Source organism: Streptomyces sp. CA-243310, assembly GCF_050936775.1.
Taxonomy (GTDB): Bacteria; Actinomycetota; Actinomycetes; order Streptomycetales; family Streptomycetaceae; genus Streptomyces.
The window spans coordinates 2,293,505-2,312,738 of sequence record NZ_JBNJMF010000002.1; the positions used below are offsets into that span (position 1 = coordinate 2,293,505).

Sequence of the window (19,234 nt, forward strand, 5' to 3'; positions counted from 1 at the left end):
CCCGCCCCACCATGAACGTACGACGCAGCGCCGCCGCGCTCGCCGCCTCCGCCGTGCTCTGCGCGGGTGCCGCCCCCGCGGCCCTCGCCGCGCCCTCCCCCTCCCCGGCACCGGTCGTCCCCTCGGGACTGTTCGGCAAGGGAGACCCGACGTACGACGGCGTGTGGCGCCAGTCGTTCGCCCTGCTCGCCCAGCGGACCGTCGGCGAGCAGCCCGCCGCGCAGGCCGTGGACTGGCTCGTCGGCCAGCAGTGCGCCGACGGCGGGTTCGCCTCCTTCCGCGCCGACGCCTCGAAGGCGTGCGACGCGAAGACCGTGCTCGACACCAACGCCACCGCGGTCGCCGTCCAGGCGCTCAAGGCGCTCGGCGGTCACGACGCGGCGGTGAAGAAGGGCGTGGACTGGCTGAAGTCCGTCCAGAACGAGGACGGCGGCTGGGCCTACGCGCCCGGCTCCCCCAGCGAGGGCAGCTCCACCTCGGTCGTCATCAGCGCGCTGGCCGTGGCGGGCGAGAAGCCCGCCGACGTGAAGTCGAAGGCGGGCAAGTCCGCGTACGACGGCCTGCTCTCCTTCCAGCTGGGCTGCTCCGCCGAGCCGGCCGCCGACCGGGGCGCCTTCGGGTACCAGCCGGCCGACGGCAAGCTCGCGGCGAACGCCGACGCGACCGCCGCCGCGACACTGGCCGCGCTCGGCAAGGGCGCGGTCGTCGCACCGGCCGCCACCGACACCCCGGCCGCCGCGCTCGCCTGCCCGGCGACCGCCGGCGACCCGACGGCCGCCGCCCAGGGCGCCGCCGGGAACCTGGCCGAGGCCCTGAAGAAGGACGGCCACCTCACCGCCGTCACCCCGGGCGCCGACCAGCCCACCCCGGACACCGGCAACACCGCCGACGCGGTGATCGCCCTGGCCGCGGCCGGCCACAAGCAGTCGGCGGCCGGCGCGCTGGAGTGGCTGAAGGCCAACTCGGCGGACTGGTCCAAGGGCAACCCGGCGGCCCTGGGCACGCTGATCCTCACCGCGCACGCCACCGGTACCGACCCGAAGGCCTTCGGGTCCACCGACCTGGTGGCGGCGCTGAACGCGACGGGCCCCGCGCCGCAGTCGGCGACCCCGAAGGCGCAGGCCTCCGAGGACGCGGACAAGAAGAAGGACGACGAGGGCTCCGGCAACCGGAACCTCTGGTGGATCATCGGCGCGGGCGCCGTGGCCGGCATGGGCATCGGCATCCTGCTGAGCGGTCGCCGGAAGAAGAACCAACTCTGATGCGCGGGCTGCCCGCTCGCCGGTTCCCGGCCCTCGCACTCGCCTTCGGCGTCCTCCTCGTGCTGGTCGCCTCCGCCCCGGCGATGGCGTCGAGCTACCGCTACTGGTCGTTCTGGGACGGCGGTGCGAACGGTTCCTGGTCGTACGCCACCCAGGGCCCCTCGACGGCGCGCCCGGCGGACGGCTCGGTGCAGGGGTTCCGCTTCGGCGTGAGCAAGGACGCCGGGGACCAGTCCGGGCGGCCTCGCACCGACGCCGGGTTCGACGCCGTCTGCTCCGCGACCCCCGCGGAGCAGGGCCGCAAGCGGGTGGCCCTCGTCATCGACTTCGGGCTCCCCTCGGAAGCCCCTTCGGGCGAGACCCCGCCCGGGGACGCACCGCGCACGGCCTGCGCCCGCGTGGCGCCGGACGCCACGACGGCGGAGGCCCTTGCGGCGGTCGCGAAGCCGCTGCGCTACAACGGCGCCGCGCTGCTGTGCGGGATCTCGGGGTACCCGCGGCAGGGCTGCGGCGAGCCGATCGCCGACGACACCGGGCGGCAGCCGTCTGCGTCCGCGCCGTCGTCCGCGTCCTCTCCCTCCGCGTCCGCCCCGTCCTCGGGCGGCTCCGGTGGGCCCTCGGCGGGTCTCGTCGTGGGCGTCGTGGCGGTGGCCGCGCTGGCCGCGGCCGGCGTCTGGCAGTCCCGCCGCCGCGCCCGATGACGGAGCCGGCGCGCACGCCCGGTACCGCGTCCGGCCCCGGTACCGCGGCCACGTCCGCGTCCGCCGACGGGCCGGGGAGCACCCACGGCGCGGCGGTCGACGACGTGACACCGCCCGGGCGGAGCCGCCTCGCGGCGGCGAAGACCGACCCGCACGGGCCCCTGTACGAGAAGGGACGGCGTCTGGCCCCGGAGGCGCGCCGCGGGAACGCCCTGCACGCGGGGGCCTGGTGGCTGTGGGCGCTCGGGCTGGCCACGGCCGCCTCCCGGACGACCAATCCCCTCCTCCTCGGCCTGATCGTCGGCGTCGCCGGCTACGTGGTCGCCGCCCGCCGGACCTCGGCGCCGTGGGCGCGTTCGTACGGGGCGTTCGTCAAGCTCGGCCTGTTCGTCATCGGCCTGCGCCTGGTCTTCTCCATGCTGCTCGGCTCCCCGCTGCCCGGCTCGCACCTCCTCTTCGCCCTGCCGGAGGTTCCCCTGCCTGCCTGGGCGCAGGGCATCCGCTTCGGCGGCAGGGTGACGGCCGAGCAGTTGGTCTTCGCCTTCTACGACGGCGCGAAGCTGGCCACCCTCCTCATCTGCGTGGGCGCCGCCAACGCGCTCGCCAATCCGGCCCGGCTGCTGAAGTCCCTGCCGGCCGCCCTGTACGAGGCGGGGGTCGCCGTGGTGGTCGCCATGACGTTCGCGCCGAACATGGTCGCGGACGTGGTGCGGCTGCGGACCGCCCGCCGGCTGCGCGGGCGCCCCACCGGCGGCGTCAAGGCCGTCCTCCAGATCGGTCTGCCGGTCCTGGAGGGCGCGCTGGAGCGTTCGGTGGCGGTGGCCGCCTCGATGGACGCGCGCGGGTACGGGCGCACGGCGCGGGTTCCGCCCGCGGTCCGGCACACCACCAACGCGCTCACCCTCGGCGGGCTCCTCGGCATGTGCGCGGGCACGTACGGGCTGCTCGCGGCGGAGGGCGCCGCGTTCGGCCTGCCCCTGCTCCTCGTCGGGCTGGGACTGGCCCTGGCGGGCCTGCGCCTGGGCGGCCGGCGCAGCGTCCGCACCCGCTACCGGCCCGACCGCTGGGACGCGCGGGCCTGGCTGGTCGCCGGGTCGGGGGCGGCGGTCGCAGCCCTGCTGATCTACGCGGGCACCCGGGACCCGGAGGCCCTGCGCCCGGGGGTCGTGCCCCTGGTCGCGCCCACGCTCCCGCTGTGGCCGGCGGCCGCGATCCTCATCGGCCTGCTCCCCGCCTTCGTGGCACCCGTTCCGCCGAAGGAGGCGTCGCAGTGATCCGTTTCGAGCAGGTGTCGGTGACCTACGAGGGAGCCGCCGGGCCGGCGCTGCGCGGCGCGGACTTCGTCGTGCCGGAAGGGGAGCTGACCTTGCTGGTCGGCCCGTCGGGTGTCGGCAAGTCGACTCTTCTGGGGGCGGTCTGCGGGCTGGTCCCGCACTTCACGGGCGGCCGGCTGAGCGGCCGGGTCACGGTCGCGGGACGCGACACCCGTACGCACAAGCCGCGCGAGCTCGCGGACGTGGTGGGCACGGTCGGCCAGGATCCGATGGCGCACTTCGTGACGGACGTGGTGGAGGACGAGCTGGCCTACGGCATGGAGTCGCTGGGGCTCCCGCCCGCGGTGATGCGCCGCCGGGTCGAGGAGACCCTCGACCTGCTGGGCCTCAACGAGCTGCGCGACCGACCCATCGCCACCCTCTCCGGCGGACAGCGGCAGCGGGTCGCGATCGGCTCCGTGCTGACCCCGCACCCGCGCGTGCTGGTCCTGGACGAACCCACCTCGGCGCTGGACCCGGCGGCGGCCGAGGAGGTCCTGGCGGTGCTCCAGCGACTGGTGCACGACCTGGGCACCACGGTGCTCATGGCGGAACACCGCCTGGAGCGGGTGGTCCAGTACGCGGACCGGGTGCTGCTCCTGCCGTCGCCGGGCGCGGCCCCGGTCATGGGGAGTCCGGCGGAGATCATGGCCATCTCCCCGGTGTACCCCCCGGTGATCTCCCTGGGCCGGCTCGCGGGCTGGTCCCCGCTGCCCCTCTCGGTCCGCGACGCCCGCCGCCTGGCCGGGCCCCTGCGGTCCCGCCTGCCGCAGGACGCGGGGGCGGAACCGGCCCCCGCGGCGTTCGAGGCGGGGGGCCGGGCGCCGTCCGGGCCCGCGAAGGTGCCGGGCTCGACGGGCCGCCCCGAGGGTCCCGGCCGGCTGGCCCGGCTGCTGCGCCGCACCCGGCCCGCGCCCGCTGCCACCGGTGCCGGGGTCGGGGGCGGGGTCGGGGTCGGGGTCGACGCCACGGCGGCCACCGCCTCGGGCGTGTCCGTCCGACGGGGCCGGGCCGAGGTCCTCCACGGGATCGACCTCACGATCGCCCCCGGCGAGACCGTCGCCCTCATGGGCCGCAACGGCGCCGGCAAGTCCACCCTGCTCGCGACCCTCGTGGGCACGATCGAGCCGACCACCGGCAAGGTGCTCGTCGGCGGTCGCACCCCGCACCGCACCCCGCCCCGGGAGATGGTCCGCCACGTCGGACTGGTCCCGCAGGACCCCCGGGACCTCCTCTACGCCGACACGGTCGCCGCCGAGTGCGCCGCCGCCGACTCCGACGCGGGCGCGGCGCCGGGCACCTGCCGGGACCTGGTGACGGCCCTGCTGCCCGACGTGCCCGACGACACCCATCCCCGGGACCTCTCCGAGGGGCAGCGGCTCGCGCTCGCCCTGGCCCTGGTCCTGACCGGCGAGCCCGCCCTGCTGCTGCTCGACGAGCCCACCCGCGGCCTGGACTACGCCGCCAAGGCCCGGCTGATCGGGATTCTGCGCTCGCTCGCCGCGTCGGGGCACGCCGTCGTCCTGGCCACGCACGACGTGGAGCTGGCCGCCGAGCTGGCGCACCGGGTGGTGATCCTGGCCGGCGGGGAGATCGTCGCGGACGGTCCGACGGCCGAGGTGGTGGTCTCCTCCCCCGCCTTCGCCCCGCAGGTGTCCAAGATCCTGGCGCCGGGGCGGTGGCTCACGGTGTCCCAGGTCGCGCGGGCCCTCTCCGGTGACGCCGGAGACGGTGCCGACGCCGGTGACGCCGGTGACGCCGGTGACGCCGGTGACGGCAAGGCCGGGGGTCTCGCCCCGTGAGCACCACGCGCACCCCCCGCACCACCGATCCGACCGGCCCGACCGACCCCGTCGGCCCGTCCGATCCGACCGGCCCGGTCGACGGCACAGCCCGTTCCACCCGTTCCGCCCGTTCCACCCGTCCCGTCCGCATCGGCCCCCGCGCCGCCGTCGCACTGGTCCTGGTCACCCTCATCGGCATCGTCGCGTTCGGCTGGCCGCTGCTCGCCGACCGGCAGTCGGGGCTGGCCCACTCCCAGGACGCGCCGTGGCTCTTCGCGGCGCTGCTGCCCCTACTCGTCGCGGTCGTCGTGGCGACGATCGCCGACAACGGAATGGACGCCAAGGCCGTCGCGATGCTCGGCGTGCTGGCCGCCGTCGGCGCGGCGCTCAGACCGTTGGGTGCGGGCACGGCGGGCCTGGAGCCGATGTTCTTCCTGATGGTGTTGAGCGGCCGGGTGCTGGGGCCGGGCTTCGGCTTCGTCCTGGGCTCGGTGACGATGTTCGCGTCCGCCCTGCTCACGGGTGGGGTCGGGCCGTGGATGCCGTTCCAGATGCTGGCGTTGGGCTGGTTCTCGCTGGGGGCGGGTCTGCTGCCGGGTCCGGACCGGATCCGGGGCCGGGTGGAGCTGGGCATGCTCGCGGCGTACGGGTGCGCGGGGTCGTTCGCGTACGGCACGATCATGAACCTCCAGGGGTGGGTGATCCTGCAGGGCATGGGGCAGGGCGTCTCCTTCCACCCGGGGGATCCGGTGCCGGAGAACCTGGCGCGGTTCGTCGCGTACTGCCTGGCGACCTCGTTGGGCTGGGACCTGGGGCGGGCGGCGCTGACCGTCGTACTGACCCTCACCCTCGGCGCCACCCTGCTGAAGGCCCTGCGGCGGGCGACGCGAAAGGCCGCCTTCGATGCGCCGATTTCCTTCGATTCGGGGGTTTAGTCCGTTTTCGACCCACCCCCCGAAAGGGGTACGGGTGGCCACGGACCGTGAGATTCGGGGCCCTGGCCGGTGACCCGCCCCACAGGACGCAGGTCACATACGAACGGGACTAGTAGCCCCCGAGGGGTCCGTTTCACCCCCTCGCGAGCGGCCCCCACCTGCGCGAAGACCGGTCGGCGGGCAGGGGGGTCGAAACACCCCGCCTGCGAGGGCCACTAGTAAGAGGGGTCGTTGCCAGGCCGTCGGGGCGTCTGTAGAACTGGATGAGTCGCAAGGCGGCAGGGGTACTTCACCCCCCGCCGACGAACCCCTCTCCACCGCGTGAGTGGCTCACGCACGTCTTCGGCGTGCTTGCGACCGTCCCCGTCCCCAACGGAAGGCCATTCCGTGTCCAACACCGTCATCCGCCGCATCACCGCCTCCAAGAAGGCCATCGCCGGTTCCGTCCTCGCCCTCGGCGTCGCCGGTTCCATGCTCGCCACGGTCCCGGCCCAGGCGGCCCCGATGAACGCCAAGTCCATCGCGCAGCAGATGATCAAGGACCCGGCCCAGTTCGAAGCCTTCTCCAAGATCGTCTCCCACGAGAGCGGCTGGAACCACACCGCCACGAACTCCTCCTCCGGCGCGTACGGCCTGGTCCAGGCCCTGCCGGCGTCGAAGATGTCCTCGGCGGGCGCGGACTGGAAGACCAACCCGGCGACCCAGATCAAGTGGGGCCTGGACTACATGAACTCCCGCTACGGCAGCCCCGTCGGCGCCTGGAACTTCTGGCAGTCCCACCACTGGTACTAAGCCGACCAGTGGCAGCGGACAGCGCAGGACCCGCCCCCCGCGAGGCGGCGCACGACTTCCCGCCCACAAGGCGACGAGAACATCCTCCGCGTGGCAACGCGGAACCCGCCCACAAGGCGGTGACAGACATGCGAAGGCCCCGGTGGCCGGCCTCCCCAGGTCCGGTCGTCGGGGCCTTCGTCTTCCCATCCCACTGGGTCCGGGACCGCTCGCGCGGTGGTGGTGCGGACGCGGCGCCTACAGCCGCTGGATGATCGTGCCGGTGGCCAGCGCGCCGCCCGCGCACATGGTGATCAATGCGAATTCCTTGTCGCGCCGTTCCAGCTCGTGGAGCGCGGTGGTGATCAGTCGGGCGCCGGTGGCGCCGACGGGGTGGCCGAGCGCGATGCCTCCGCCGTTCACGTTGACCTTCTCCAGGTCCTGGTCGAAGACGCGGGCCCAACTGAGGACGACGGAGGCGAAGGCCTCGTTGATCTCCACGAGGTCGATGTCCCGGAGGGACATCCCGGCCTTGCCCAGCACGGCCCGTGTCGCGTCGATCGGCCCGTCCAGGTGGTAGTGCGGGTCCGCTCCGACCAGCGTCTGGGCCACGATCCGGGCGCGCGGCTTGAGTTTCAGCGCGCGGGCCATCTTGCGCGAGGCCCACATCACGGCCGCGGCCCCGTCGGAGATCTGCGAGGAGTTCCCGGCGGTGTGCACGGCGGTCGGCATGACCGGCTTGAGTCGGGCGAGGCCCTCCATGGAGGTGTCCCGCAGCCCCTCGTCACGGTCGACCAGCCGCCACATGCCCTGCCCTGCGGCCTGCTCGGCCTCGGTGGTCGGCACCTGCACGGCGAACGTCTCGCGCTTGAAGCGCTCCTCGGCCCAGGCGGTGGCGGCCCGCTCCTGCGAGAGCACGCCCAGGGTGTCGACGTCCTCCCGGGTCAGTCCCCGACGGCGGGCGATGCGCTCGGCGGCCTCGAACTGGTTCGGGAGATCGACGTTCCATTCGTCGGGGAAGGGCTTGCCGGGACCGTGCTTGGAGCCGGAACCGAGCGGGACCCGGCTCATGGCCTCGACACCGCAGGCGATGCCGATGTCCATGACCCCGCCGGAGATCATGTTGGCGACCATGTGGTTGGCCTGTTGGGAGCTGCCGCACTGACAGTCCACGGTGGTCGCGGCGGTCTCGTAGGGCAGGCCCATGGCCAGCCAGGCGTTGCGGGCGGGGTTCATCGACTGCTCGCCGGCGTGGGTGACGGTGCCGCCGACGATCTGCTCGACGCAGTCGGGCTGGATTCCGGTACGGGCGAGGAGTTCGCGGTAGGTCTCACCGAGCAGGTAGGCGGGATGAAGGTTGGCGAGGGCGCCCCCGCGCTTTCCGATGGGGGTGCGTACGGCTTCGACGATGACGGGTTCCGCGGCCATGAGCTCGTCCTCTCCTGCACGGTGCCGACGCGGCGGGCCGTCCCGGCGCCCCGCCCTGAACTAGTACGCGTTCTAGTTCCCTCCGCAGTCTTATGACCTGGAGGCCCGGCACGCAAGGGTCTTGCACGCGGCTCCACGGATTCCACACGCAACAGTTGACGCCGGAGCCCTTGTCACTTCTGGAACTCGTTACTACCTTCGAGCCAACTTCTGATGGGCCGTCAGACCTTGGAGTCGCCCGATGCCCTGCCCCGTGCTGCCCGAAGGCTTCGACGCCACCGACCCCGACCTCCTCCAGGACCGGGTCCCCTTCCCGGAGTTCGCACAGCTCCGGCAGACCGCCCCCGTGTGGTGGTGCCCACAGCGGCGGGGCATCACCGGTTTCGACGACGAGGGCTACTGGGCCGTGACACGGCACGCGGACGTCAAGTACGTCTCCACGCACCCCGAGTTGTTCTCCTCGACCACGAACACCGCGATCATCCGCTTCAACGAGCACATCGCGCGCGAGCAGATCGATGCCCAGCGCCTGATCATGTTGAACATGGATCCGCCGGAACACACCCGCGTCCGCCAGATCGTGCAGCGCGGGTTCACCCCGCGGGCGATCCGCGGCCTGGAAGGGGCCCTGCGGGACCGGGCGCGAAAGATCGTCGAGGAGGCGGTGACCGCCTCCGCGGACGGCAGCTTCGACTTCGTGACGCAGGTGGCGTGCGAACTCCCGCTCCAGGCCATCGCCGAACTGATCGGCGTACCGCAGGAGGACCGGCTCCGGATCTTCGACTGGTCGAACAAGATGATCGCCTACGACGACCCGGAGTACGCGATCACCGAGGAGGTCGGCTCGAACGCGGCCATGGAACTCATCGGCTACGCGATGAACCTGTCGGCGGCCCGCAAGGAATGTCCGGCCAAGGACATCGTCACGCAGCTGGTCGCGGCCGAGGGACAGGGCAACCTGGGCTCCGACGAGTTCGGCTTCTTCGTGCTGCTGCTCGCCGTCGCGGGCAACGAGACCACGCGCAACGCCATCAGCCACGGCATGCACGCCTTCCTCACCCACCCCGAGCAGTGGGAGCTGTACAAGGCGACACGACCGGCCACGGCGGCGGAGGAGATCGTCCGCTGGGCCACACCGGTGGTGTCCTTCCAGCGGACCGCCACCCAGGACACCGAACTGGGCGGCCAGAAGATCAAGGCGGGCGACCGGGTGGGGATGTTCTACTCCTCCGCCAACCACGACCCCGAGGTCTTCGACGACCCGGACGCCTTCGACATCACCCGCGACCCCAACCCCCACCTGGGCTTCGGGGGCGGCGGACCGCACTTCTGCCTCGGCAAGTCGCTGGCCGTCATGGAGATCGACCTGATCTTCAACGCACTCGCCGACGCCCTGCCCGACCTGCGCCTGGCCGGCGAGGGCCCGAGGCGACTGCGCGCCGCCTGGCTCAACGGCATCAAGGAACTCCGGGTCAGCCGCCGCTGACCCGCGACCGGGCCGGCGGGGGCGCTCCACCCCCGCCCGGCCCCTGCCGTCCGCCGACCCGTGCGGACCGCCGGCCCGTCACATTCCGGTTGTGGCCCTCCCGTCGTCACATTCCGGTGGTGGCCCTCCCATCGTCACGTTCCGGTTGTGATGTTCCGGTTGAAACCTTCTTGCCCGTTGTCCCGGAGCCGGTGGCGCGGCACACTGCGCGGATGAACCTTCAGGACGAACGCGGGCCCGCCGACGCCGTGGAAGCACGCTGGCAGCGGATGCCCTTGACGTGGCAGTTGATGCTCGACCGCGCCGACTCCAAGACCATGGGCCAGGGCGTCCTGGCGCTGATAGAAGCGGCCTCCAAGGAACCCGGACTCAGACGGCTCTACCCGTTCACCAGTCATTGGACCCTGTGGTTCAGCTCCCGTACGAGCCCCCCGTTCAACGTGGACGTGCCGGCGGTCGAGCCGCTGGCCGACGGCCGGTTCCGGGTGCGCGGCCCCCGCATGACGAACGTGATCGGCGAGACGGACACCGCCGAAGCGGCCATCGCCCTCGTGGTGGCCCAAATCCCGCCGGACTAGGCTCCGGCGCCGGTGAGGCCCGCGGGCCAGGCGCCACTTCGACGACAGAGCCCAGGCGGGCGGGCTCTTCCGGACCTGCCGGGAGGAACCGCCGAGTGGCGCGAGCACCGTGCCGGGCCGATCCTGGACGGACGCGGCGATCCACCGAAGGGGTGCCGGAGCGGTGTCGAGACCACTCCGGCACCCCTTCGGCCGCGCTCCCGCCCGACCGGCCCCGGTGGGGTCCGTGGGCCTCGGCGTTCCCACCGGACCCGCCGTCAGGCGGTGGTGCGCTCCCCCGCCGGTTGGGCACTGCCCTCCTGCTCGGGGGTCCGGGGCCGCGGCAGCGTCAACCCGGCTCCGGGTCCGCCCCGCTCGCCGCGGGGCCCGGAAAGGACGTGGACCAGCCCGAACCCGGCGCCGACGACGAGGGCTCCGCCGACCGCGTCGAGCACCCAGTGGTTCGCGGTGGCCACGATCGCGCACACCGTGATCAGCGGGTGGAGGGCGCCCAGCAGCTTCTGCCACCCCTTCGGGGCGAGTACGACGATCACGATCCCGCACCACAGCGACCAGCCGAAGTGCAGCGAGGGCATGGCCGCGTACTGGTTGGAGATCGCGGTCATCGCCCCGTACTGCGGGTTCGCGAGGTCCTGCACCCCGTGCACGGTGTCGACGAACCCGAGGTCGGGCATCAGGCGCGGTGGCGCGAGCGGGTACAGCCAGAACCCGACGAGCGCGAGGACCGTGGCCAGCCCCAGCGAGGCGCGCGCCCAGCGGTAGTCGGCGGGCCGGCGCCAGTACAGGACCGCCAGGATCCCCATGGGGACGACGAAGTGGAAGGAGGTGTAGTAGAAGTCGAAGAACGCCTCCAGCCAGGGCGTGTTCACCACGGCGTGGTTGACGGCGTGCTCGATGTCGATGCCGAGCGCCTTCTCGATGCCGTGGATCCGGCTGCCGTTGGCCTCCGCGAGGTCGCGGCCCGCGGTGGCGGCGGCCCGGATGTGCGAGTAGATCGAGTAGCCGACCCGTATCAACAGCAGTTCCAGCAGCAGGTTCGGGCGGGACAGCACGCGCCGCCAGAACGGCAGCAGCGGCACCCGGGACCAGCGCGCGGCGGCGGGCCGGCCGTACGCGGTGGGCACGGGCTCTCGCCAGTACGGCGAGGAAAGCGACAGGAACGGCACCGCGCACGCCGCCGCGAGGGCGGCCAGCAGCAGCACGTTGTCCCGGACGACGGCCAGCACGCCCAGATTCGGCAGCAGCACGGTGCTGGGCAGGATCACGGCGAGCACGACGGCGACCGGCCAGACGGTGCGGTCGGCGGCTCGCCTGCCCACCCTGCCGGCGACGGCGAGCAGCACCCACAGCAGTTGGTGGCGCCAGCCCTCCGGGGACACGGCGACGGCCACACAGCCGGTGATCGCGACGGCGAGCAGCAGTTGGCCGTCGCGGGCGTACCGGACCGCGCGGCGCAGCCCGATCCACAGGATCACGCCCGCGAGCGCCGCGTACAGGGCGATCTCGGCGGGTCCGCTCAGGCCCAGGCGGAGCAGCGCGCCGTGCACGGACTGGTTGGCGAGGCCGTCGGGGGCGCGACCGAGACCGGTGCCGGCGAGGTGCTCGACCCAGTACGTCCACGAGTCGCGCGGCAGCGCGGCCCAGGACACGGCGGTCGCGCCCGCGAAGGTCACGGCGGCGGCCCCGGCGGTGGGGCGGCGCCCGGTCAGCCACAACAGCGGTGCGAACAGCAGCAGTCCGGGCTGCAGGGCCGCCGCGAGACCGACGAGGAACCCGGCGGGACGTTCGCCGGGCACCCGGAAGACGGCGAGCAACACCAACAGCACGGGCAGGACGGCGGTCTGGCCCGGCGACGTGGCCTCGCGCACGGGCAGCGAGACCACCATCAGGGCGACCAGCACGGGCGCCGCCGGCAACGCGGCACGCCGGGGCACCGGATCGGGCAGACCTCGCGCGGCGACCAGCCCGATCACGGCGACGAGCAGCAGGGTGGCGCAGGTCCAGGCCACTTCCAGGGAGGGCGCCGCGAGACCGGCCAGCGGCTTCAGGACCAGCCCCGCGAACGGGGTGCCGGTGAACTGGCCGGATCCGCCCTCGTAGAGCGAGCCCGGCAGACCGTCCGGGAGGTGGAAACCGTCGAGCCATCGCGCCGGCGGCACCCGCAACACGGCGACGGCCTGTCTGACCGCGAGCGCGCCCGCGAGCGCCCACAGCAGGAGGTGCAGGGCTCCCGGTCTGCCGCGATCGTCCATGACCCCGACGTGTCCGTCACCACCGCCGTGCTCTGCCGCGTCAGCCACGCCTCGCCGGCCTCCCGCCCTGTCGGCCGCAACCTCGACTTCACCAGGCTGCCGCGCCCCACGCACCACTTGATTACCCGAAGGACGATATCCCTCGCGGATCCCTAGGATGGCGTCCATGAGCATCGTGAAGATCAACGCACTGACCGTCCCGGCCGAGCAGCGAGAGGTGCTGGAGCAGCGCTTCGCCTCGCGGGCGGGAGCCGTGGAGGGTTCGGACGGCTTCGAGTGGTTCGAGCTGCTGCGCCCCGTGGAGGGCACCGACCAGTACCTCGTCTACACGCGGTGGCGTTCCGAGGAGGACTTCCAGGCGTGGATGGACGGCCCGATGAAGGCCGCGCACCAGGGCGGCGGCGCGGGTGGCGGCAGCGGCGCGGGTGGCGGCGAGCGGCCGAAGCCGGCGGCCTCCGGGTCCTCGGTGTGGTCGTTCGAGGTCGTCCAACAGGCGGCGCCGAAGCAGGCCTGAACAGCACGTCGGATGCCCCGGGGCCTGGCCCCGGGGCTTTTGGCCCGGGCTTTTGGCCCGGGGCTTCCGGCCCGGGGCTTCCGGCCGGTCGGCAGATCGGGACCGGCAGGCGGATCGTCAGGTCGGCAGGCGGATCGTCAGGTCGGCAGGTCGGGTCGGGCGGACCAGAACGCGTCGGCCTCGTCGATGTCCTCGGTGCAGCCGTCGATGTCGGTGATCTTGTGCCCGACGATCGTGAAGAACAGCCCTTCTCGGATCTCGATCCCCCGGTCACCCCGATCGCCGCGCGCGGTGTGGAAGCTCATGACGTGGCCGCGACCGTCGGCCATGACCGATTCCAGGTGGAGCCGGAGCGTCCCGTTCGTCTCCTCCGCGAGGCGGCGGTAGAGGCCCATGACGGCTTCCCGCCCCTTGTGATGCCCCGACAACGGGTTGTTTCCGGGCATGTGGTGGATGACGTCGGCCGTCATCATCGCGCCCAACGCTTCCAGGTCGCCCTTGCCGAAGGCCTCGTAGCCGCGGCGGATCAGGGCACAGTCAGGATGCTCCGACATGACGGTTCACGCCCTCCATGTGCACGGTTTGTCCTTTTCACTATCATCGGCCCGCCCCTGTGGATAATCCAACGCGGACCTCCCCACCCCTCTCGCACAATGACGCCATGAACAGCGACAACGACGTCATCACCGGCACGGGCACCTGGAAGGTCGCCCCGGAACCGTTCACCACTCCCGACGGGACGGCCCTGCGCCGCGCGTACTACGCGGAGGTCGCCGGGCGGTACTGGAAGCGCTCCGTCACCGAGGCGGAGATCGACCAGGGCATGCTCGACTTCCCCGCCGACGACCTCCTGCCACCCACGGGCCGCTTCGTCGTCGGCAGACTCGACGGCCGGGCCCTGGCCTGCGGCGGCATACGACTGCTGGACCCCGTCACCGCCGAGCTGACACGGGTGTACGTCGACCGGCGCGCCCGCGGTACCGGAGGCGGAGCGGCGCTGCTCACCGCCCTGGAGGACGCGGGCCGCGCGCTGGGCGCCGAGCGCGTACGGCTGGACACCCGGTCCGACCTGGTGGAGGCCCGGGCACTGTACGCACGACACGGGTACGCGGAGATACCCGCGTACAACTCCGGCCCCTATGCGGAGCACTGGTTCGAGAAGCCCCTGGTGTAGTCGCCGCACAGGAGCCGTCGTGCAGTCGTCACACGAGGCCCGCGGCGGGTTCAGGGGGCGGCACGGGTTCAAGGGGGCGGCACGGGTTCAGGGGGGCGGCACGGGTTCAGGGGGCGGCGTGGTCCCGGCGGGGCAGGGTGTCGTAGGGCTCCTCGGAGTCGGATCCGCACAGTTCCGCGTTGAGTTCCTCGACCAGCTTGATCAGGTCGGTCGGCCGGTTCGGGCCCCACCAGTCGCCGAGCAGCTCGGCGAGCGATTCCTGCCGGGCGGCGGCCAGCCGGGCGGCGCTCTCGCGGCCCGGGTCGGTCAGGATCAGTGACAGCCCGTCGCGTACCGCGAGTCCGCGCCCCTCGACCTGCCGGGCCGCGTCCGTGATCACCTTGATCGGCACGCCGGTACGGTCGGCGAGCACCGACGGGTCCGTGGATCCGTACTTCTTGATCCGCAGCAGCATCCAACTGGACGCGGGCAGCAGGTCGTACCCCGCCTTCGCGGTGATCTTCTCGTAGACGTGCCGACGGCCCTCGCGGGTCCCGAGGACCGACAGGGCGCGGGCGACCTCTTCGTGTGAGGACCGCTGGACGGGGTTGGAGGCGAGGGTCTCGGTCACATCGGGTGCGGTGACGGATGCGCGGAGCTTGTCCTCCTTGAGGAACCAGGCCACCACGAAGGCGACGAGCACCATGGGCACCGCATAGAGGAAGACGTCGGTGATGGAGGTGGAGTAGGCGTCGAGCGCCCGCGTGCGCAGGTCGGCGGGGAGTGCTCCGATGGCCCGCGGGTCGGCCTCCAGCCCCGCGACGGTCACGCCGGGCGGCAGTTGCGCACCGGCCAGCGCGGAGGAGAGCTGGTCGTCGAGCCGGTTGGTGAAGATCGTGCCGAAGATGGCGACGCCGAAGGAGGCTCCGATGGAGCGGAAGAAGGTGGCGCCGGAGGTGGCGACTCCCAGGTCCTCGTAGCTGACCGCGTTCTGCACGACGAGGACGAGGACCTGCATGACCAGGCCGAGTCCGGTTCCGAAGACGGAGAAGTAGATCCCCATCTCCCAGTCGGAGCTGGTGCGCTGCAACTGGTGCAGGAGCAGCAGTCCGATGGCCGTCACGCCCGTGCCGGCGATCGGGAAGACCTTCCAGCGCCCGGTGCGGCTGACGATCTGCCCGGAGACGGTGGAGGCGATCAGCAGGCCGAACACCATCGGCAACATGTGGACGCCGGACATCGTCGGTGAGACGCCCCGGACGATCTGGAGGAACGTCGGCAGGTAGACCATCGCGCCGAACATCGCGAAGCCGATGACGAAGCTGATCACCGAGCAGAGGGTGAAGGTACGGATCGCGAACAGCTTCAGCGGCAGAACGGGTTCGGCGGCCCGCCGCTCGACGAGGACGAAGGCGACCAGGAGGACGGCGCCGAGAACGGCCAGACCGATGATCTGGGCCGAACCCCAGGCCCAGGTGGTGCCGCCGAGAGAGGCGACGAGGACGAGGCAGGTGGCGACGGAGGCGATGAGGAAGGTGCCGAGATAGTCGATGGTGTGCTTCGTGGAGCGCACCGGGATGTGGAGGGCCGCGGCGATGACGGCGAGGGCGACGAGACCGATGGGGATGTTGATGTAGAAGACCCAGCGCCAGGTCAGATGGTCCACGAACAGGCCGCCCAGCAGCGGCCCGAGAACGCTGGTCGCACCGAAGACGGCACCGAAGAGTCCCTGGTACTTGCCGCGTTCACGGGGCGGGACGATGTCCCCGACGATCGCCATGGACAACACCATCAGCCCGCCGCCGCCCAGGCCCTGGAGGGCGCGGAAGCCGATGAGCTGCGCCATGTCCTGGGCGATCCCGCACAGCGCGGACCCGATCAGGAAGATCACGATCGCGTACTGGAACAGCCTCTTGCGCCCGTACTGGTCACCGAGTTTGCCCCACAGTGGCGTGGCGGCGGTGGAGGCGAGCATGTAGGCGGTGACGACCCAGGACAGGTGCTCCATGCCACCGAGTTCACTGACGATGGTCGGCAGGGCGGTGGAGACGATGGTCTGGTCGAGTGCGGCGATCAGCAGCCCCAGCAGCAGGGCGCCGATGGAGACGAGTACGTCACGTGAGGCGCGCTCACCGCCGGGGCCGGGTTGCACGGCCGATGCGGTCACATCCTGGGCCATCGATTCCTCCTCAGGCCGGATCAACATTTCCATCCTGAGCGGTGTGTCCGGTTATGGCCTCTCGGGAGGGTTGGGTCGGGCCTGGCGGGTCTGCATAATCGCAGGCAGTGGCCAGGGAGGGTTCCAGTGAGCGCTGAGCGCTGTCCAGAATGCGGCGCCGAGGGCGTCGGCTGCGAGTGCGCGCCGGGGGCGGGTTTCAACCCCCTGCGCATTCGCCCGTACGTATCCCTGTCCGACCCCGGGCAGCCGGGATCCGCTTCGGCGTCCCACCAGCCGGTGCTGGGCGCGATGGCCGATCCGTCCCGGCCATCGGCCGGCAACCCGTTCGGCCCGTTCGGCCCGCCCGTCGAGGCACCGACGGAGCTGCTGTCCCCGGTCCCGCCGGCACCCGCACCCGCGCAGGACACCCGGGCTCACGACAGCCGGGCTCACGACACCCCGGCGTACGGCATACCCGTGCCGCCGCGACCGCCGCAGGCCTGGTCGGACCACACGATCCCCCTGCGCCCGGTCCCGCGCACGGCCGGCACCCCGGCCCCGCAGACCCCGGGAGGGGCCCCGGGGCGGCCCGTGGCGGGCACCGCGCCCCGGCCCACCGGCGGGGGTGGGGGCCCGAGGAAGCGCAGGCGGCTCGTCCTGCTCCTGGCGGGCGCCTGCACGGTGGTGGCCCTGGGTGGAACGGCGCTCGCCCTGGCGCTGGGGGGATCCTCGGAGCCCGGGACAACCGATACCGCGCTGTTGGACGCGAAGCCGTCGGACCCCGTGGCGAGCCTGGCTCCGACCGGTTCGCCGGAGGCTTCGCCCAGCCCGAAAGCAAGTCGGTCGGCCTCGCCGTCACCGTCCGCGTCCCGTTCCGCGTCGCCGAGCCCGAGCGCATCGCGTTCGGCGTCGCCCTCCACCACGCCGAGCCCGTCCCGTTCCACCGCGCCGCCCACCTCGACCCCTCCGCCGACGCCGAGCCGTACCCCCAAGCCCCAGTCGCCCCCACCACCGCCGGTGCAGGGTCCGACCCTGGCGTACGGAGACTCCGGATCAGAGGTGAAGAAGCTCCAGCAGCTCCTGTCGGGGCAGGGTCTGTACCGGGGCAGGACGGACGGCAGGTACGGCAGGTCGGTGGAGAACGCGGTGTCGGAGTTCCAGTGGTACAACGACATCCAAGGTGACCCCTGGGGCGTCTACGGCCCCGCCACCCGCCGCGCCCTGGAGGGCTAGGTCGTCTCTTCCGCATCCTGCTCGCGCGTGCCGGAGGCTGTCGGGATCGCCTCACTCACCCGGACACGTCCTGAAGGGTGTCCTGTCGGTGGGGTCGGAGAGGATGGCGCATTGAAGATCAGCGACGAGGACGGCGGGAACGCTGTCGGCCCTGTCCTACGGGGAGGATGACAACCATGCGGGAAGTGACGCGTCACGAGGTCGACGCGGACCGGACAAGCCGAGCCCTGGAGGACATCAGGCGGCGGATCTTCGGTCGCTGGCACGGGCTCCGCTACAGCAGCCTGTCCATCGAGGGGATCCAGGAGACGGGCGACGAACTCCTGGACCACGTCGGCGCCCTCACCCTCCAGGATCCGCAACTGGAGGACGCTCCGGCCCGGCTGGCCCTGCGAACGGCTGCGGAGTGCGCGCTCGGTGTTCTGACGCTCGGCACCTGCCCCAACGGGGACTTCGAGGTCTTCTTCCCCCTCGTCGACGAGGAACTCAGCAGCGAAAACTTCGCCTTCGGCGACGCGGTCGACCAGGCGCCCACGGCGCGGGTCTGGGTGGACGCCTTCGCCCTGAGCGTGATCACCGGGCTGTTGTGGGAGCGGGCCCGGGTGATCGGTCCGTTGCTGAGGCAGGACTACGCTCCCATGTTCCACGCGGGTCTGCCCCACTCGTCCTTGAGCTCGGTGTCCGAACCGGCCGAGCTCGCCGAGATGGACGCGCTGTGCGACTACCTCAACCTGGTGGAGACGCCGCATTCGCCGTGGGTCGCGCCCGGGGTGTCGCCCCTGGCCAAGCCGGAGGCGAAGGAGCGCGCAGCGGCCGCCGAGCGAATCGACGCGGCGGGCCCGCAGAGCCCCGACCAGCGGCTGCTGCGCGTACTCCTCGACGACGACCAGCCCGCGTTCGAGCGGGCCCTGACCAGCCGACTCCTGGAACAGCGCGACAGTGCCCGTCCGGATGCCGCGCCGAGGACGCTGCTGCCGGTCACGGTCGTCGCCCTGGCAGCCCTCGCCGTGCACGCACACGGCTGGGAGCTCGATGTGCGCTCCGGCTACCTGCCGGCGGGCCTGCTGCGCGCCCCGAGCCTGTAGGGAGGGGCGCGCACGGCTGCGTGCACGGTCCAGACCGTCTCTTCCGACTCTTGTCGGGTGAGCCCGCACCGGGTCGTCCGATGAGGTGCCTCTCCCCCGGCTGGCCGGGAGGGGCCCCGGGTGGAACGGCGACCTGTGGCCCCGGACGGAGTCCGGGGGCTGCGGTGCCGGGCCGGGCGGGCCGGGCGGGCCCGCCAAGATCCGGCAGAGACGGCCCGGGCGGACGCTCGCCCCGGTTCCTTCCAGCCTCGCCGACGTTCGGGGCGCGGGTGCGGGGCGGAGCCACGACCATCCCGGCGCCGCCAGGGCCGCTGCGCGCGAGGGCGCCGGCCCACCGCACCCGCCACACGCCCGCGCGCCCGGGCACCGTCCCACACACCCACACACCCACACACCCGTGCACCCGTGCACCCGTGGACCCGCACCCCGTACGCCCCGCCGCCGACGCCTCACCGGCGACCCATCGAGGCCGGCGGGCGACTCGGTCGTGTGCCGTTCGTCACCGCCCCCGGCCGTCGAGCCGGCAGCCGCATTCTCAACTCACCTCACCACCAGCCAAGTTGACCGGCAGCGCCGCACAC

Annotated in this window: 17 protein-coding genes; 12 read left to right on the forward strand and 5 right to left on the reverse strand. The window is 72.7% G+C overall.

Annotated elements, in window-relative coordinates; genetic code table 11:
• The first annotated feature begins 11 nt into the window (after positions 1-11).
• The 6 genes from ACQEVM_RS27965 (at position 12) to ACQEVM_RS27990 (ending at position 6,787) form a co-directional block, all read left to right on the forward strand.
• A complete protein-coding gene (locus ACQEVM_RS27965; protein WP_433083527.1) occupies positions 12-1,262 on the forward strand; it encodes a prenyltransferase/squalene oxidase repeat-containing protein in 1,251 nt (416 codons plus the stop codon).
• Positions 1,262-1,963 (forward strand): SCO2322 family protein, encoded by a 702-nt coding sequence (locus tag ACQEVM_RS27970; RefSeq protein ID WP_433083529.1) that lies wholly within the window; start codon positions 1,262-1,264, stop codon positions 1,961-1,963. The genes ACQEVM_RS27965 and ACQEVM_RS27970 overlap by 1 nt, the downstream gene beginning before the upstream one ends.
• On the forward strand, positions 1,960-3,237 hold the full coding sequence (locus ACQEVM_RS27975) for an energy-coupling factor transporter transmembrane component T (RefSeq protein WP_433083531.1): 1,278 nt from the start codon (positions 1,960-1,962) through the stop codon (positions 3,235-3,237). The genes ACQEVM_RS27970 and ACQEVM_RS27975 overlap by 4 nt, the downstream gene beginning before the upstream one ends.
• Positions 3,234-5,078 (forward strand): ABC transporter ATP-binding protein, encoded by a 1,845-nt coding sequence (locus ACQEVM_RS27980; protein ID WP_433083533.1) that lies wholly within the window; start codon positions 3,234-3,236, stop codon positions 5,076-5,078. Before ACQEVM_RS27975 ends, ACQEVM_RS27980 begins: the two co-directional genes overlap by 4 nt.
• Before the next feature lie 131 nt (positions 5,079-5,209).
• Positions 5,210-5,995 carry an ECF transporter S component gene (locus tag ACQEVM_RS27985; protein ID WP_433085417.1) on the forward strand — a complete coding sequence of 262 codons (786 nt, stop codon included), beginning with the start codon at positions 5,210-5,212 and terminating at the stop codon, positions 5,993-5,995.
• Positions 5,996-6,382: 387 nt separating this feature from the next.
• Positions 6,383-6,787, forward strand: coding sequence for a transglycosylase SLT domain-containing protein (locus ACQEVM_RS27990; protein ID WP_053679041.1), 405 nt, complete (start codon positions 6,383-6,385; stop codon positions 6,785-6,787).
• Between the two features lie 237 nt (positions 6,788-7,024).
• Here ACQEVM_RS27990 and ACQEVM_RS27995 read toward each other — a convergent pair whose 3' ends face one another.
• Positions 7,025-8,194 (reverse strand): steroid 3-ketoacyl-CoA thiolase, encoded by a 1,170-nt coding sequence (locus tag ACQEVM_RS27995; protein ID WP_433083536.1) that lies wholly within the window; start codon positions 8,192-8,194, stop codon positions 7,025-7,027.
• A 241-nt stretch (positions 8,195-8,435) separates the two neighbouring features.
• Here ACQEVM_RS27995 and ACQEVM_RS28000 point away from each other — a divergent pair, with 241 nt between their 5' ends.
• Both ACQEVM_RS28000 and ACQEVM_RS28005 read left to right on the forward strand, forming a co-directional pair.
• Positions 8,436-9,680 carry a cytochrome P450 gene (locus ACQEVM_RS28000; protein ID WP_433083538.1) on the forward strand — a complete coding sequence of 415 codons (1,245 nt, stop codon included), beginning with the start codon at positions 8,436-8,438 and terminating at the stop codon, positions 9,678-9,680.
• A 212-nt stretch (positions 9,681-9,892) separates the two neighbouring features.
• Entirely contained in the window at positions 9,893-10,258 is a 366-nt protein-coding gene (locus tag ACQEVM_RS28005; protein ID WP_433083540.1) for a DUF6193 family natural product biosynthesis protein, read from the forward strand.
• A gap of 257 nt (positions 10,259-10,515) precedes the next feature.
• On the opposite strand, the gene ACQEVM_RS28010 is transcribed toward ACQEVM_RS28005, so the two are convergent.
• Positions 10,516-12,510, reverse strand: a complete 1,995-nt coding sequence (locus tag ACQEVM_RS28010) for a bifunctional glycosyltransferase 87/phosphatase PAP2 family protein (protein WP_433085419.1) — start codon at positions 12,508-12,510, stop codon at positions 10,516-10,518.
• A gap of 166 nt (positions 12,511-12,676) precedes the next feature.
• On the opposite strand from ACQEVM_RS28010, the gene ACQEVM_RS28015 reads away from it, so the two are divergent.
• Positions 12,677-13,024: an antibiotic biosynthesis monooxygenase family protein gene (locus ACQEVM_RS28015; RefSeq protein WP_433083542.1), complete on the forward strand. Its 348-nt coding sequence runs from the start codon at positions 12,677-12,679 to the stop codon at positions 13,022-13,024.
• Positions 13,025-13,161: 137 nt separating this feature from the next.
• On the opposite strand, the gene ACQEVM_RS28020 is transcribed toward ACQEVM_RS28015, so the two are convergent.
• A complete protein-coding gene (locus tag ACQEVM_RS28020) occupies positions 13,162-13,578 on the reverse strand; it encodes a nuclear transport factor 2 family protein (protein WP_053679031.1) in 417 nt (138 codons plus the stop codon).
• Positions 13,579-13,685: 107 nt separating this feature from the next.
• Here ACQEVM_RS28020 and ACQEVM_RS28025 point away from each other — a divergent pair, with 107 nt between their 5' ends.
• A complete protein-coding gene (locus ACQEVM_RS28025; protein ID WP_433083545.1) occupies positions 13,686-14,198 on the forward strand; it encodes a GNAT family N-acetyltransferase in 513 nt (170 codons plus the stop codon).
• Positions 14,199-14,304: 106 nt separating this feature from the next.
• Here ACQEVM_RS28025 and ACQEVM_RS28030 read toward each other — a convergent pair whose 3' ends face one another.
• Positions 14,305-16,383 carry a DHA2 family efflux MFS transporter permease subunit gene (locus ACQEVM_RS28030; RefSeq protein WP_433083547.1) on the reverse strand — a complete coding sequence of 693 codons (2,079 nt, stop codon included), beginning with the start codon at positions 16,381-16,383 and terminating at the stop codon, positions 14,305-14,307.
• A 401-nt stretch (positions 16,384-16,784) separates the two neighbouring features.
• Positions 16,785-17,327 (reverse strand): hypothetical protein, encoded by a 543-nt coding sequence (locus ACQEVM_RS28035; protein WP_433083549.1) that lies wholly within the window; start codon positions 17,325-17,327, stop codon positions 16,785-16,787.
• 67 nt (positions 17,328-17,394) lie between these two features.
• Between ACQEVM_RS28035 and ACQEVM_RS28040 the strand changes: the two genes are divergently transcribed.
• On the forward strand, positions 17,395-17,568 hold the full coding sequence (locus ACQEVM_RS28040; protein ID WP_433083551.1) for a peptidoglycan-binding domain-containing protein: 174 nt from the start codon (positions 17,395-17,397) through the stop codon (positions 17,566-17,568).
• A gap of 176 nt (positions 17,569-17,744) precedes the next feature.
• Positions 17,745-18,653 carry an Imm49 family immunity protein gene (locus ACQEVM_RS28045; protein WP_433083553.1) on the forward strand — a complete coding sequence of 303 codons (909 nt, stop codon included), beginning with the start codon at positions 17,745-17,747 and terminating at the stop codon, positions 18,651-18,653.
• The last annotated feature ends 581 nt before the right edge of the window (positions 18,654-19,234 follow it).